The sequence below is a fragment of the Pseudoalteromonas sp. NZS11_1 genome (assembly GCF_015864275.1).
Lineage (GTDB): Bacteria > Pseudomonadota > Gammaproteobacteria > Enterobacterales > Alteromonadaceae > Pseudoalteromonas > Pseudoalteromonas arctica.
On the sequence record NZ_JADYXK010000006.1, the window covers coordinates 102,132 to 118,205 of the forward strand.

General features: G+C 37.4%; 9 protein-coding genes. 6 read left to right on the top strand and 3 right to left on the bottom strand.

The features are described 5' to 3' along the window. Window positions 1-19 precede the first annotated feature (19 nt). The 3 genes from tyrR to bcsE form a co-directional block, all read right to left on the bottom strand. Window positions 20-1,576 (bottom strand): transcriptional regulator TyrR, encoded by a 1,557-nt coding sequence (gene tyrR, locus I6F44_RS07020; RefSeq protein ID WP_010555118.1) that lies wholly within the window; start codon window positions 1,574-1,576, stop codon window positions 20-22. Window positions 1,577-1,769: 193 nt separating this feature from the next. After that, window positions 1,770-3,350: a cellulose biosynthesis protein BcsG gene (gene bcsG / locus I6F44_RS07025; RefSeq protein WP_121954444.1), complete on the bottom strand. Its 1,581-nt coding sequence runs from the start codon at window positions 3,348-3,350 to the stop codon at window positions 1,770-1,772. A gap of 169 nt (window positions 3,351-3,519) precedes the next feature. After that, window positions 3,520-5,142, bottom strand: a complete 1,623-nt coding sequence (gene bcsE, locus I6F44_RS07030) for a cellulose biosynthesis protein BcsE (RefSeq protein WP_121954445.1) — start codon at window positions 5,140-5,142, stop codon at window positions 3,520-3,522. 114 nt (window positions 5,143-5,256) lie between these two features. Here bcsE and bcsR point away from each other — a divergent pair, with 114 nt between their 5' ends. From bcsR to I6F44_RS07060, 6 genes are read left to right on the top strand one after another with little or no spacing between them, the layout of a single operon-like run. Continuing rightward, complete coding sequence (gene bcsR / locus I6F44_RS07035) at window positions 5,257-5,445, top strand: BcsR/BcsP family cellulose biosynthesis protein (RefSeq protein ID WP_007581346.1); 189 nt, start codon at window positions 5,257-5,259, stop codon at window positions 5,443-5,445. Between the two features lie 20 nt (window positions 5,446-5,465). Beyond that, complete coding sequence (gene bcsQ / locus I6F44_RS07040; RefSeq protein ID WP_121954446.1) at window positions 5,466-6,182, top strand: cellulose biosynthesis protein BcsQ; 717 nt, start codon at window positions 5,466-5,468, stop codon at window positions 6,180-6,182. A gap of 1 nt (window position 6,183) precedes the next feature. Then, on the top strand, window positions 6,184-8,853 hold the full coding sequence (bcsA, locus tag I6F44_RS07045; RefSeq protein ID WP_197173508.1) for a UDP-forming cellulose synthase catalytic subunit: 2,670 nt from the start codon (window positions 6,184-6,186) through the stop codon (window positions 8,851-8,853). Beyond that, window positions 8,846-11,092: a cellulose biosynthesis cyclic di-GMP-binding regulatory protein BcsB gene (gene bcsB, locus I6F44_RS07050; RefSeq protein WP_197173509.1), complete on the top strand. Its 2,247-nt coding sequence runs from the start codon at window positions 8,846-8,848 to the stop codon at window positions 11,090-11,092. Before bcsA ends, bcsB begins: the two co-directional genes overlap by 8 nt. Further along, entirely contained in the window at window positions 11,092-12,222 is a 1,131-nt protein-coding gene (gene bcsZ / locus I6F44_RS07055; RefSeq protein ID WP_197173510.1) for a cellulose synthase complex periplasmic endoglucanase BcsZ, read from the top strand. The genes bcsB and bcsZ overlap by 1 nt, the downstream gene beginning before the upstream one ends. After that, entirely contained in the window at window positions 12,213-16,031 is a 3,819-nt protein-coding gene (locus I6F44_RS07060; protein ID WP_197173511.1) for a cellulose synthase subunit BcsC-related outer membrane protein, read from the top strand. Before bcsZ ends, I6F44_RS07060 begins: the two co-directional genes overlap by 10 nt. Window positions 16,032-16,074 lie beyond the last annotated feature (43 nt).

Genomic DNA, 16,074 nt, shown 5'->3' on the forward strand with positions numbered 1-16,074 from the left:
TTTAATTTATTTAGGCCAATTACACTTTTACTGTTTTTCGGTTAATACCGTAATCACGTAACTTATTAGCTACCGCGGTGTGACTTAGGCCCAATCGCTTAGCTAACTGACGTGAGCTTGGATAAGCTGGGTAGAGTTTGCGAAGTAAAGTCGCTTCAAAACGTTTAACAGCTTGATCTAGTGAGCCTTCAAAATCAGACTCTAAATACCCTAAATCATGGGTAAAAGTTGGTAACTGTAAATGCTCTACGCGAAGCTCGCTATCATCTAGTAACGACACTGCGCGGTAAATAGCATTTTCCAGCTGACGAACATTTCCTGGCCACGGATACTCTTGTAAAAAGCTCAAACACTCTTGTGATAAAACAGGAATTGCATGACCATTTTGTTGCGCATATTTTTGAATAAAATGCTCTGCAAGTGGTCCTACATCTGCTTTTCTATCTCTTAGTGGCGCTATTTCTAAAGTAAGCACGTTTATACGGTAATATAAGTCTTCTCTAAAAACCCCTTCTTGTACCATTGCAGGTAAGTCTTTTTGAGTAGCGGCAACAATACGTACATTTACTTTAACTTCGTTCTCATCGCCTACTTTTCTAAAAGTACCATCTTGTAAAAAACGCAGTAACTTAGTTTGTAGTTGAGTCGACATTTCGCCAACTTCATCTAAAAATACAGTTCCACCATCGGCTTGCTCTAATACACCGCGCTTTGGCGCTGCATTTTCTTCGTACCCGGCATAACCAAATAACTCAGACTCAGCAACATCATCAGGAAGTGAAGCACACGACAGTGCAATAAAAGGTTTAACAGAACGATTAGATGCGTAATGGCACGCTCTAGCTAATAACTCTTTACCTGTTCCTGTTTCACCAGTAATCAAAATAGGGGCTTCTAGTTGCGCCATTTTGCGTGCTTCGCGCACAACTCGGCGCATTGCCGTACTAAAGTTATGAATAGTAGCGAAGCTTTCTTGCCCGTAACGTCTAAATGCACTGACTTGCTGCCCTAACCGACTTTGCGATTTAATGTTAATAACCGCACCAGCAAGCACATCACCTTCACTACCTTGAGGCACTGCAATTGGCAAAATGTCTGCAATAAAATCCTCACCAGCAACTTCAACGCGAGTAGTTTGTCCGAGTACTTCTTTACCTTCTAACCAGCGTGTAAAGTTAAAGCCTTTAAGCAGGTTATTAATATTTGCACCAATCACGTCTTTTTCAATTAGCTGTAAGTCTTTACATGCTGCATCGTTACATAAACGCACCCAGCCTTTAGCATCAATAGAGATAACCCCATCAGGCAATGCACGTAGTAAAGTATTTAATTCGTTGTGTTCACGCTCAGATGGTAAAAATGCAGTGGTACGCACATCATGTACACCGTCGATTAAACGTATCGATGGCATAATTTTTTGGAATTGTTCAAATTCAATTTCGGGAAAACTAACGTACATACGACAATTTACAGAATCGACTTCAATTCCTTTCAAATCAACGCTGTAGTTAACTAATATATTAAGGATTTCTTGAGCAATACCAATTCGATCAGCACAGTGAATATCTAGACGCATACATCCTCAAAGAAGGAAAAACTATATTAGCCGAATAATACGCTAAGTCGCTTTGAGAAGGTAGTTTATTGTAAACATTTTTGGACAAAATAGCTTTTAGAGCCAAAGGGTGGGATGTAATTAAACGAAGAAAAACAGCACTGATATTTATATTTAACTATACCAGTGCTGTTTATTAAATCTTATTATGAGACTACTTACCTTGTGGGTAAGCTGACCAATCACCACCATCTAATTGTATGAATGGTCTTTGGTTAACATACATCATTATTGTGCCTTCATTTTCAGCAACTTTAGGTGCTTTAGGTAGGTTTTCAAGTAAATTAGCAACACTATTATTCCCACCAAACACATCAGTTTGCAGCGTCTTACTTACCAGCTCTGAAAGCGCAAAGTAACTTGTTGAATCATCAACCACAATTTGCGAGTAGTTTTGTACGTCTGGGCCTATAAATTTAATCGCTACAGGTACAGACACAATTGCAGGACTAGGGATTTCACGTAATCCTGCAAATTGTACTTTATCACCTTTTAAGTTAGCGCCGTGTTCAGGCACTATCATTAACATAACGTTGCGACCACGCTTTTCTAATTTTTTTACAAATTGGTTAATATCAGCAAACAAGTTTTTATGTCTGATTGGGTATGTCTCTTTACTATTCACCCTTGGTTGATTCTCTAGCTGATTACCGTCATGTAAACTTGTGGTGTTATAGTACATCGCACACGGCTTACAATCATCAGCTTGCTCTAACCAACCATCCAGCACAGCTTCATCTGAGTAAATAGGGCTATTATCAAAACCTCGAAGCGCCACTGGCATTGAATCGATATTAAATGGCGTGCTATCTAGGCCACCGTACTTATTTATTAAACCTTTAAACTCATCAAAATGTCCGTCGTGATTCATCACAACATTATTTTGATAACCTAGTTTTTCTAGGTTTTTAAACAAGTGACATTGTTCAGGTGCCTCTTTAAATAATGCCGTTTGACTAGTTTGGCCACAACTAGCGCGCAGTAGCCTTACCGCAGCTGGTCCGCTGTATGATGTAGCCGAGTTAAAGTCTGAAAACACCACATCAAAGTCTTTATACATATCAGTAACACTTACACCAATAGCATTTAAATCAGCAACAGCCATTGAGCATATGTTCAAAATAATTACATCAAACAGTTCACCATTTACTTGGCTTGGAAAGTGACTCATTAATAAGCTTTGTTGTTGATAAAAATCAGCTAATTTTTGATCAGGAGATTGTGCTGCCTGAGTGATCACTTGTGTTTGAGGATTACTTTGACTCTGTGTAACCGGCTCAGGGTTAGCCACATTATTAACAAATTGTGATTGAGAGTTACCCCCTTGCCATCCTACAACTAACAGCCCAACGATAGTGACTGTTGTAAAGCGTATCCATTGCGATGTATACCAAAAACACACACTAATTACGAACAAAGCCAATAACATATCAATGTTAATAACACGGGTTAATAACTCAATAAAATAACCAAAACTAAAATCTTGGACGTTACCCGCTTGTTTAGTCAACCTGTTTATTGGTGGCAACCATGAGTCTTGGTAAAGTAATACCACAGCAAACACAGCACCTACTATATGTTTTGCCTTCTCTATTAATGGCTGTTTAAATTTAATCGCAAGCAACGCAGCAAAAGCCGCATTAGTTAATACGTTAAAATCAATTGCACCATAATAAAACAGAGCAAACTTAACTAAAAAATAAAGGTTCCAAACCCCTAAACCTGATAATTTCACTTCTTATCCTTTTTTACTGTATTTGGTGTATAAGGCTCTAGTACTTCATGTTTAAAAGTAAGCTTATAATAATATTTTGTTATTTGAGATAAAATGTATTTGCCTAGCATACAAAGCACCGCACCAAGCACCATTGCAAGAAACACGGTAATTAAAAGCTGATTCATACTCATAAGTTGTCTCTTAATTTCATTATAAAAGGCTTAGCATCTGGGCGGCTTTTGCTAGAAAATTCAGGTGTGTTAATATTTTCAGTAACGCTGTTTGCTATATCAGGTGCAAATTTATAGCTATCATTCTCGGCAAGTTTTTGCGAGAAATCTACAACACTCTTACCTTTATAAAAACGCCTTAATTGTTTACATTCTTGTTGAATGTAAAAGTGATCAGAAATTACATTTTGCTGTACAAAAAAATCGCTTGTTTTTAATTTAAACAAATGCTTAATCGCATTATCAACGTCATTCTCTCTACAAGCATGCAAATATAAATAAACTGTATTATCTGCAATACTAAATACATCACCTTCGCGTTTAATATGAAATAAATGCAAAGGGTGTATTGGGTCGATTCGTGGCAGTAATTCAAGCTTTACTAGCACACCACTCACACCTAAATTAACGGCTGAGTCACTATGAATTTCTACTTGTTTTGTAAACTCAATGAAAGGTAAATATCCTTTCGAAAAAGTGTTTTCGGTGTATTTCAATACGTCCTCAACTGAGGGAGGTAAAGGCCTAGAAAACTGAAAACCTTGAATAGATTGAATTTGTGAGAGCAACCGAGAAGGCTCTGAAAAACTATATAGAATAAGGTTTACACCCAATGTTAAAAATAAACATTCATCTTGATGGCGAATAACACCATCAACATTTTGAATAACAAGCTTTAACCAGCGCCCACAGTTTTTTCTAAGTTCAAAACACTGCTTACCTAATAACGCTAAATCAGTGTAACGCGTTACTGCAAAAATTAAGGTGGCTGCTTCTACCTTTGGGCCTTTATTAAATAAGTCATTATTATCTTTTACACTTTTATAGTGCATTGGTAATTTAGTACCTTCGGGCACCGCACTTTGTACAAGCCAAACATCGTCTTCATCGGAAAAGTCTGAACTTTTAGGTGCTTTGCTCTCGCTTATTATTCCCTTTTGAACAACAAACTGATTATTACTTAATAATAACGGGTAATGTTCACCAGCAATAACACCCGTGCTATGGCGCCAATAATCATATTCAAGAACTCGCATTGCAGAATCATTATCAACAAAAACCAGCCCATCAAATACATTATTTAATCGTCTAACTAAAAAACGGTAGTTAGCAATATCAGGCCCAGATATTAAAAATAGTAATGTAGCTCCGGTACGACGAACAAAGTCGTTGTACTCATTCATCATCAGCTTTAAGCTTTTTTCGCCAACACTGTTTAACTGTGTTGTATTAAAATGAACAAAAATGAGCGCTTCGTTTAGACGTTTATAAGCACTTATCTCTTTTATAATACCTGAATTGATTCGCTCAATTGAATAGTGTTGTGTTTCTGGGGCCAACGAAAAAGGATGTACTCGATTATGTTCATAAGCATAATTTAACGATGCAGAAAAAGAAGAATCAAAAAATGATTCAGCCTCTTGAGAAACTATATATATATCATTAGCCAAACTTTGGTTAATTGAATGTAACGCTAATTCGATTGCAAAATTGTCTAAAGGCGCTAAAACAGCATAACTTGAAGCCGATTTTAACTCTTTTGCAGCAGGCTCTAATCCCGTTATGTTAAAGTTATGCACTTAAAATGCCCTATAAAAAATACTTTTTTACTAGTTTTAACCGTTATTCTATATATAATAGCCAAATATTGTCCACTTTTAATCAAAATAATTAAAGTAACTGTAAAGGTAAAGATGAACAACTTAACATCTAAAAACTCACAAACGTTAACATCGAGTGATATAGAAAACCTTACACTGCGTTTTGGTGGAAAGAGTGATGACTACATAGAAATCGTAAACAAGCAGCAAAATAATAATACAATTAATAAATATGCATTGCTTAAAGAGATAAACAACGAACTAAACACATACACTAGTTAAACTAAGGATAGGTAACCCCGTTGCAAAGAGTTTTCATTAAAGGTATCAAAGGCGGTTTAGGCAGTACTTCTGTAGTTGCCAATCTTGCATGCGTGCTAAAAAAGTCTGACGTTGACGTTGTTGCTATCGATTTAGATGCAAAAAGTGACTTAGGTTTACATTTTGGTTTACCTTGGAAATACACCAAAGGCTGGAGCAATGAAGCTAGCTTTGAAGATGCTCTTGCGCATTTTCACCAAGATAACGATGGCATTATATTTTTACCATTTGGTGATAGCGATGACACCAGCACCGATAACATCACTAAAATAGTCAATAAATGCAAAAATCTAAATTATAGCGATGAAGCTTGGATACTTTTTGATTGCCCTTCACATATTAATCTTTCTTACTACCCATTAGAAAAAAACGATATTGTTATTGAACTAGTGAATTGTGACGCCATTTGTCACAGCTTAATTTATAGACGCCTGCAAAACCTTAAGAATTCAGATACAACTTGGAAGCATTATTTTTTAGTTAACCGCTATAACTCCGCATCAACGCTAGAATTTGACTTATTTTCCCTATGGCAATCAACGCTTCCCCTTATGGCTCCGTTTTTTATCAACAGTGACGAAGTAATCAAAGAGTCAACCGCATACAGAAATGTAGCACTTAACTGCGCGCCTTATAGTGTCGCAAACGATGATTTTGAAACGCTAGCTGGTTGGCTAGTTAGTAAAGCGGCCTTATAAAATGAGTATTACACTATTTTATCAGCGCCCTATTCACAGCACTTTATACTTGCTGCTGAGCATTTTATTTACTGATAAGTTAGTTCGGTATATTTTATTTAAGTTTCATAGCTACTTTAATCAACATAAAGTAAATGTAATTGAAGCTTTCTTAATGCCTTTTATTACACTTTTAAGCTCGCTATTTATAAATATTAAACAGCATAAAATTAGCTTTGAGTTTACCCTTTATGACTACTACCCTCATTTAAGGTTGCCTTACCGCACTTATATTTACTCAAATATATTACGCTTTGTTATACAAAGTATTTTTTTAGTGTTTTTTAAAAACCAGCTTAAACCGAGATCTGTAAAAGAAGATGCAGTTAATTATTTTTACGATGGCGTTAGCTATCTTTTAAGGCAATTACGTTGGTTTGATTTAAAGTTAGGTAAATTATTAAAACGCCTACTATCAAAAAACAAAAAAGGCCCTAAAAAAAGTGCATTTAAAGCCATGGCTGATGCACGTGTATGGCAAAATAAATTAGTTAAATACGTCATCCTCGCGTTTATTTTATTTTTATTAGCAATATTCATTACAATTCCTTTTAGCTTGGAAGCTCAAGCCGTATTTATAAGCTTTATTTTATTAGTTGCGTATGCACTTAAACGAGTAAAAGGCCAAATGGCAACCATTGTCATGATCACCTTGTCAGTAACTACCTCTTCTCGTTACTTATGGTGGCGTTACACTGAGACTTTAAACTGGGATGATCCGCTTGCACTTGCACTAGGTGGCGGCTTACTACTTGCTGAAACATATGCATGGCTTGTACTGATTTTAGGTTTTTTTCAAACAGTTAATCCGCTTGAGCGAAAACCAGTGCCTTTACCTAAAGACACTGACCTATGGCCAACTGTTGATGTATATATTCCAACTTATAACGAGCCGTTAAGCGTTGTAAGACCTACTACTCTCGCTGCTTTAAGTATCGATTGGCCTGCAGACAAGCTAAATGTTTATATATTAGATGATGGTAAGCGCTCAGAGTTTAAGGATTTTGCAGCCGAGATTGGAGTGGGTTATTTAGCGCGTTCGGATAACAATCATGCTAAAGCCGGTAATATGAATAGCGCTATGCGTTATACCGATGGCGAATATATCGCAATTTTTGATTGTGACCACGTTCCTGCTCGCTCGTTCTTACAAATGACAATGGGACAGTTTTTAAAAGACAGTAAAGTGTGTTTGGTCCAAACACCGCATCACTTTTTTTCTGCCGATCCATTTGAGCGAAATCTTAATAACCACAGTCAAATCCCTAACGAAAACATGTTGTTTTATGGACTAATTCAAGACGGTAACGACATGTGGGATGCAACCTTCTTTTGTGGTTCTTGCGCCGTATTAAAACGAGAAGCGCTTGATAATATTGGTGGTTTTGCATTTGAAACAGTAACTGAGGATGCTCACACGGCCCTTCGTATGCAGCGCGCAGGTTATAAAACTGCATATATAAACATCCCACAAGCCGCAGGCCTTGCAACCGATAGCCTGTCAGCGCATATAGGCCAACGTATTCGCTGGGCGCGTGGTATGGCACAAATATTTAGGCTTGATAATCCATTGATGGGTAAAGGTTTAAGCATTCCTCAACGATTATGCTATATAAACGCAATGTTGCATTTCCTTTCGGGTATTCCTCGTATTGTATTTTTAACAGCTCCTTTAGCGCTAATATATTTTAATGCCTACATAATTTATGCTCCTTTTATTGCTATTTTTATCTATGTGGTACCGACACTAATTCAAATAAAAGCGACTAACTCACGTATTCAAGGTAAATACCGTTACTCTTTCTGGGGTGAAGTGTATGAGTCAGTACTTGCTTGGTACATACTAAAACCAACTACCGTTGCTTTATTTAATCCTAATAAAGGTAAATTTAACGTAACCGAAAAAGGCGGTTTAAATGATGAAGAGCATTACGACTGGGGGATTTCTAAACCGTATTTAATTCTCTTACTTATTAACTTACTTGGAATAATAGTGGGTGTATTGCGTCTGTTTTTAGGTGATTCAAGCCAGATTGGCGTACTTATAATAAGTATGGGTTGGGCTTTTTATAATATTATTATTTTGGGTGCAGCGGTTGCGGTTGCTGCTGAGGCTCGCCAAGTGAGGCACTCGCATCGTATAAAGGCAAACTTTCCTGCCGGCGTTCGTTTAGCAAATGGTCATACTTTAAAAGTAAAAATAACGGATTATTCAGATAACGGTGTAGGTATAGAGACTGAACACGCACATTTATGCCGCGTTAACGATAAAATCGAATTATTGATGAGTCGCGGTAACAAGCAATTTTCGTTTACAACGTATGTATGTAATACCCGTAAAAAACAAATTGGCCTTACACTTAAAGATTTATCTCTCGAAAAGCAAAGAGCTTTTATACAATGTACTTTCTCCAGAGCAGATGCTTGGCTAGATTGGCAAAATAACTTTAGACATGACCGTCCATCGTATAGCTTCAAAGAAGTGCAAAAAACCAGTTTACGGGGCTTTAGTAATTTATTATTTCATGCCCCAAGAGCGTTACAACCAATAATTAAGTTTATGACTAATACTGTCATTTACATAAATTCATTTACTCCAAAAAAACCGATAGTGCATAATAATTATGATTAAAAAGTTACTTAATACATTTCTAACATTGTTACTTATTAGTAGCGCATATCAAGTGCTCGCTATCGAGCCTATGCACGACAAAACTATGTTTGTAAATGGCTACCCTGAGAGCGCTCAGGTTTCTAGTTTACGTCTTAGCTTTGAAAAGTTAGGGTTCAACGACTATAAACTCGACGGCGTGAATAATAATTCTCGAGTCGATTTCACAAATAGAATTGATAAATTAAGCACTAATCTAAAGCTTAACTTTTCGTACACCAACTCACCTTCATTGCTGGCTAATGTATCGCATTTAAAAGTTTATTTTAACGATAACTTAGTTACTGTTTTACCTATTAATGAGCAATTAAGTATTGTAAAAAATACGGTAAGTCATAGCCTAGACCTAAATGCTAAATACATTCAAGACTACAACCAAATTCGCTTTGAACTAGTTGGCTACTACGACTTACGATGCCAAGATTACTTTAGCCGCTCAATTTGGACTGAAATAAACAAATCAAGCCACATCACGCTTGATCAAAAACAGTTAGCAATTGATAGCCGCCTTGAATATTTACCAGAACCATTTTTTGATGCTAAAGATTACAACAAATTAAACTTACCTTTTGTATTTGCAAGCACACCTAATACACAAGCAATCGAAGCTGCAGCCACTTTATCTAGTTGGTTTGGCGCACAAGCTGACTGGCGTGGCGCTAACTTTCCAGTCGTTTTAAATAATGCACCAGAGCAGCACAGTGTGGTGTTTATTACTAATGACTCAAAACCTGATTTTTTAAAAGATTATCCAGATGTTGAAAAGCCAACCGTCGAGCTAATTTCAAGCCCTATTCACAGATACAATAAAATGCTGTTAATTTTGGGGCGTGATGAAAAAGACTTAAAAACAGCGGTCACTGGTCTTGTATTTGGTCATAAAATTATGACTGGCCTAAGTGCAAGCATCGAAGCTATTAACAAACTCCCACTGCGTAAAGCTTATGATGCGCCGAGATGGCTAAGAAACGATCGTCCCGTGCACTTCGACGAGCTTATTGACTACCCAACTCAGTTACAAGCTGAGGGTCTTAACAACGGCCCTATAAAATTAAATGTTCGTTTTGCACCTGATTTATTTACTTGGCGTGAAAAAGGTATTCCTATTACTTTGCAATACCGTAATACGCCAGAGAGCGAAACCTTAAATTCACGTTTAAACATGCTAATAAACCAAGAATTTATAAGTGGTTTTTTACTTGATAAAAAAGACACATCGTTAACTACCGCTAAAACGTTGCTGCCTTTAATTGCTAATACAGACACAACGCAAAGCGCTGAAGACTTTTCATTAGACGGTATTAATCTTGCCAGCCGAAATGAGTTAAATTTTGACTTTAGATTTGCAGTACTTAAAAAAGGCGAATGTGCCGTTGCTCCACCTGGTGGCGAGTACGGGGTAATTGATGGAAACTCTAACATTGATGTAAGTGGGTTTGATCATTACATGGCTTTACCTGATTTAAATGTATTTGCAAACAGCGGATTCCCATTTACAAAATACGCAGACTTACAACAAACTTTAGTATTGATAGATGAAGTTCCATCACCTAAAGCACTATCTGTATTGTTTAATTTAACAGGCCACTTTGGTGCTATTACAGGCTACCCAGCTCATAGGATAAGCGTTGCTCATTTAAATGAAGATGCCAACTTAGATGATAAAGATATCTTAGTTATCGCAAAACCTAATAGCATTGCTAATAACTTAGATGAAGATGCGCAAACCAATATCCTGCTTGATAACAATCAGCGCGCTATAAAACAAGCCATATACAATGGTGCTTACGATGAGCAGACAACAGATAAAGTCCAAGTAAGTATAAAAAGTAGTGGTGATATGGCCGTTATTACTGGCTTTCAATCACCGTTTGATTCAGAGCGTTCAATTGTATCGCTTAGTGCAACATCACAAAAAGCCTTTACTCTACTAGATGATGCGTTAATGAGTTCAGAAGCTCTTGCGCAAATTAAAGGCAGTGCTGCGGTCATAAATTCTCAAGGCATTAAGACAATTAAAACTGATGAGCAATATTTTGTTGGTCATATTCCTGTGCATACCCTAATTTGGTTCCATTTATCGGATCACCCATTTGTACTGGCGCTATTGTCTATTTTAACACTACTGTTGATCTCATTTATAATATGGCGATTACTGCAAGCATTAACATACAAACGATTAGCTGAAGGAGATAAGTAATGAAGTCACTCATTAATGTATTTTTTACCGTGATTGCATTATTTACCTTTAATGCCAATGCACAAATAGAGCAATGCCAACCATGGGATGCATGGCAAACGTTTAAAAGTAACTTTATAAGCCAAGATGGTCGCGTTATTGATTTGGGGAGTGAGCAAAAAATCACAACCTCTGAAGGCCAGTCTTATGCCTTGTTTTTTGCTGTCGTAGCAAATGATAAAGCAATGTTTGACCTAGTCCTGGATTGGACGCAAGAACATTTATCAGAAGGTGATTTAAGCACTCGTTTACCAGCATGGCAATGGGGTGTTAACAATCAAAATGTTGGCGGAATTTTAGATTCAAATCCTGCGTCTGATTCTGACTTATGGATAGCATACAGTTTATCGCAAGCTGCTATTCTTTGGGATGACCGCCGCTACAGCATATTAGCAGCCGTACTTGCACAGCGAATAATGCGTGAAGAAACCGCCTATATATCGGGCCTAGGTTTATCATTACTACCCGCCCCTACTGGTTTTGAATTTGATAATGAGCGTTTTAAGTTAAACCCAAGCTACTCACCGTTATTTATTTATCAGCAGTTTAAAAAGCTTTATCCACACTCGCCTTGGCATCAACTGCACGAAGGCTCAGCAACGTTGATTTTAGATACAGCAAAGCAAGGTGTTAGCCCTGACTGGGTAATGTTTGATGCAAATAACGGTTTTTACTACGATAAAAAAACGAGCGACTTGGGCAGTTACAACGCTATTAGAGTGTATTTATGGGCAAGTATGATGGCAGACAACGCACCTTATAAAAAAGAGCTATTAGCGCAATTTAACCCTTTTATAGAAACAATTACTAAACGTGGTTACGTGCCTTTAAATACTTTTGCTAAATCAGGAAAATCTGAAAAAAGAGGCCCTCTAGGCTTTAACTCAGCTCTATTACCTTTACTAGCGACTAATAACGATAATTCTACAGTAATGGCGATCCAGCAAAAACTAATGATTGATAAATCATTTACCCAGACTCGTTATTACGACAGCGTACTTAACTTATTTGGTACAAGTGCTTTAAATAAGCGTTTTTCAATTACAGCAGATGGGACGCTACAACCGGTATGGAGCACTGAATGCCGTTAAGGTTTGCCCTCGCTTGCACATTAGCGCTTAGCTCTGGATTAAGCGCTAACACAGTCAACGATATTGATACGCAATCTGTTGATTGGTTACTAAGCCAAATAGGTATTGGTGAAGCACAGCAAAATAAAAAACTAGTTGAAGATAGCTTGCGAAAGCTAGTCGCTATTGCCCCTGCCCGCATAGAAACACAGTGCGCAGTAGCGCGTTATGATTTTGCCAATGGCGAATCAGTGAAAGCCAACCAATTACTAAGTAAAATAGATAATGGACTCACTAAGCAAGCCCCTTGTGTTGAAAAACTTAAAATACTCTCTCGTATTGAGGGTAAAGATAAATCTTTAATTCATGAAGCTAGGCTACTTTCTCGAGCTGGACGTTATGAACAAGCCCGTGAAATATACAATAAAATATTTAAAAACACCTACCCTACACTTAATTACGAGCTTGAGCATTTAAGCTGGTATGGGCAAGACAGCGACCAATGGAAAAGTGTTAAAAAAGGCTATGAAAAGTTATTAAAAAGCTATTCTAATATCGCTCAAGTAGAAATACCTTATGCTCGCCATTTACTGAGGAAAAACCCAGCAAATAATAAAGCTTTAGATATTTTAAGTAATTACGGAACTAGCCCTTCTTTTATTAATGAAGTTGAGTTTATTTGGCTTGCAGCTCTTAAGAGCATGGATCTTACTCAAAATACAGTTGAGCAATACCAACGATACTTCTCTGTGTACCCATTTAGTAGTAAAGGTAAGTTACAATACGAAGATTTCCAACGAGATTTTAAAGCAAGGCAAGCATTACTTTCCGATCCTGCGTATCAGCTTTGGCTCAAAGGTGATCGTTTACTCAATAATAAAAAATTAAAAGAAGCTGAGCCCCTACTATTAAATGCTTTAAAAGGGCGGCCAACCGATAAAGAAATTATGCGCAGCTTAGGGTATTTGTATTTAGCGAAAAGCGACTACAAAAAATCTTATTACTATTTTTTTACCGCGCAAAAATATACACCTAATTTTGATGAGCGTGAAGGACTTAAAGAACTCGCAACAGTTGCGAAGTTTTGGCTGTACATGTCTGAAATGGAAGATGCTATAGAGCAATCTGATTTTAAAACAGCACAATTAAAACTAAATCTAGCTGAGCAATTAAATCATGACCAAGAAGCTTTTCTTTATAACAAAGGCCTATTATTAGTAGCTCAAGGAAATTACACACAAGCTGCTACCGCCTATCAAGCTGCCCTAAAAACCAACCCTTTATATGAAAATGCCTTACTTGGCTTATTAAATATCGCGCAACTAGATCAAAACCAAAAATCAATTCGCAACTTTTATAATTCATTAAATGCAAAGCAACGAGATTTAATCTACCCCTCATATGCACTAGCTACCAGTAATACTCTAAGAGATAAAGCAAGTCAGTATACTAATGGTGGAGAGCTAGAAAAAGCAGAAGAATTACTTAAGCAAGCTATTGAGCTTTCACCTGAGCAACCTTGGTTATATTACGATTTAGCTTTTATATACCAACAAAAAGGCCTCACTCAACAAGCACGTAATTTATTTAATAATGTATTGTGGCAATTTCCGCTAAACCCCCAAATTAGATATAGCCATGCTTTATTTTTGCGCTCTATAAATGATTATGAAGGTGCTTTAGATACACTTAAATATATTCCTTTTAAAAATCGAGATACAGATATTATTGCTTTAGAGCAGCAATTGTTGCTTAACGAGTCTCTTACGCAAAGTCAGCAATATCTTGATTTAAAAAATAAATCTGTCGCTATCTACCATTTAAGTAACTTAGAAGCGAGAGAGCTAACACCTGAAATGCAAGCTGAGCTTTCTAATAGTTGGTACAAAATTGATGAAAAACGACATGCTATTAAATTACTTTCAAGTGCCCTTTCATCTGACTCATCTTTGTCGCCTTATTGGCACCTTTTACAAGGCCAGTGGATACTAGAGCAAGGTAACCAAGTTGAAATAAAACGCTGGTTTGAGGGTTACGTGTTACCCGAAAGCGCTTCTAAAAACGAAACGACTCAATATGTTCAGTTACAAAATAACTACCTAAACCAGTTTTACACTGGCAGTGATTTAATCGCTAAGCTTAACCAGCTGGATCAAAAATATAAAAATACTCCAGCAACAACTACTGCCCTTATTAATGCAAATTTAGCACTTGAACAGCGCGAAGCGGCCGTTATTTTGTATCAGCAAAAAGTACAAAATAAACAAACCATAGAGCCTCAGGCACTACTCGCTATTGCTAATGCATACATAGAACTTGGGGACGACTTTCAAGCAAAAGAAGTTACGCAAAAAGCGATTACGCAAACCACATCGCAAGAAGGTTATTTGCAACGCCTAATCATGTCATCTCTCAATGAGTTTAATTACTCAGGGGATGCACTTTACTTAGCTAAGCAACTTGTTGAAAAATCACCCAACGATCAAGAACTACGTTATTTAGGCGCTCAAGTAGCCAGCAAATTCAACGAAACCGAACAAGCACAATCTTGGTACGCGCAAACCCTATTTCCTAATCGTACATTAAATGAAAAAGAGCTTTACAGAGCGCTTTCAAAAATAGATGAAAACGATGAATGGTATGTAAACGGTGCTAAACGTGAGCTAATAAATGAGCAAAACAAAAACCAAGCATACATTGCTATTGGTGTTAACTTTAGTGGGCAAACAAGTACCGAAAGCGAAGCAACACTTGGTGCGGGCTTAGTCCCGATTGAAGCTTACTTTCCGCTTTGGCAAGGCCAAGGGTTTATTAAACTAGACCCGACTACTATTAGCGCACAAACAACGCGCTTTGATGAGCAATTTGCTGGCAGCCGCTATGGACAAGGTGCTTTATGTATTTTCACTTGTTCAATCGATGAAGTGACACCTGAGGAAAGTGGTGTAGATGTAGGTATTGGTTGGCAAAACGAAAACTGGCGTGTAGATGTAGGTACAACTCCACTTGGCTTTTTAATTGAAGATATTGTATGGGGTGTAAATTACGCAGACAGTTTTGGCGATTTTGGATACAGCCTAGAACTTGAAAAACGCCCAGTTACGAGCTCAGTACTTTCTTATGCAGGTCTTAAAGATGTAAAAACAGGTGAAGTTTGGGGTGGTGTACGCTCTACAGGCCTAACTGCTAATGTATCACACGACTTAGGCGGAAAATGGGGTTTTTGGTCAAGCGCCGACTTTACCCTATATAAAGGCAAAAATGTAAAAGACAACCAACGCTATCGTATGATGGGCGGTACTTATTACCGTGTAATTAGCAATCAAGAGCGTGAATTTACCGCAGGCGCTAGCTTATTACATTGGGCATACAAGTATAATTTAAGTGAAGAAACATGGGGCCATGGTGGTTATTACAGCCCACAAAACTATGTAGGTTTATCTGTGCCACTCACTTATGACGCGCGTTGGGGCGATGATTTTGTTTATCGATTAAAAACCGGTGTTTCGTACTCGCAAACAAAAACTCAATCTATTGATTTCTTCCCTAATGATGGCGATTTGCAAATAGCTGCATATGATAGAGAGTCAATAACAGGTGTTGATCCTGTATTTGAAGGTGAAACAAGTTCTGGTGTTTCATATAATCTTGAAGGTAGTTTTGAGTATAGAATAACGCCGAATTGGTTCTTTGGTGGTTACTTAGCCATCGATCGTTCTGACTTTTACGAACCAAATTTTGGTCAGCTTTATATACGTTACTACTTTAATCCTGTGTACGGAACACTTGAGTTTCCAGGCACCCCTATTGTTCCTTATGCTGAGTTTTAACTTGGCATAAGGTGATACACCGCGAACACTTCCCCTAGCACTA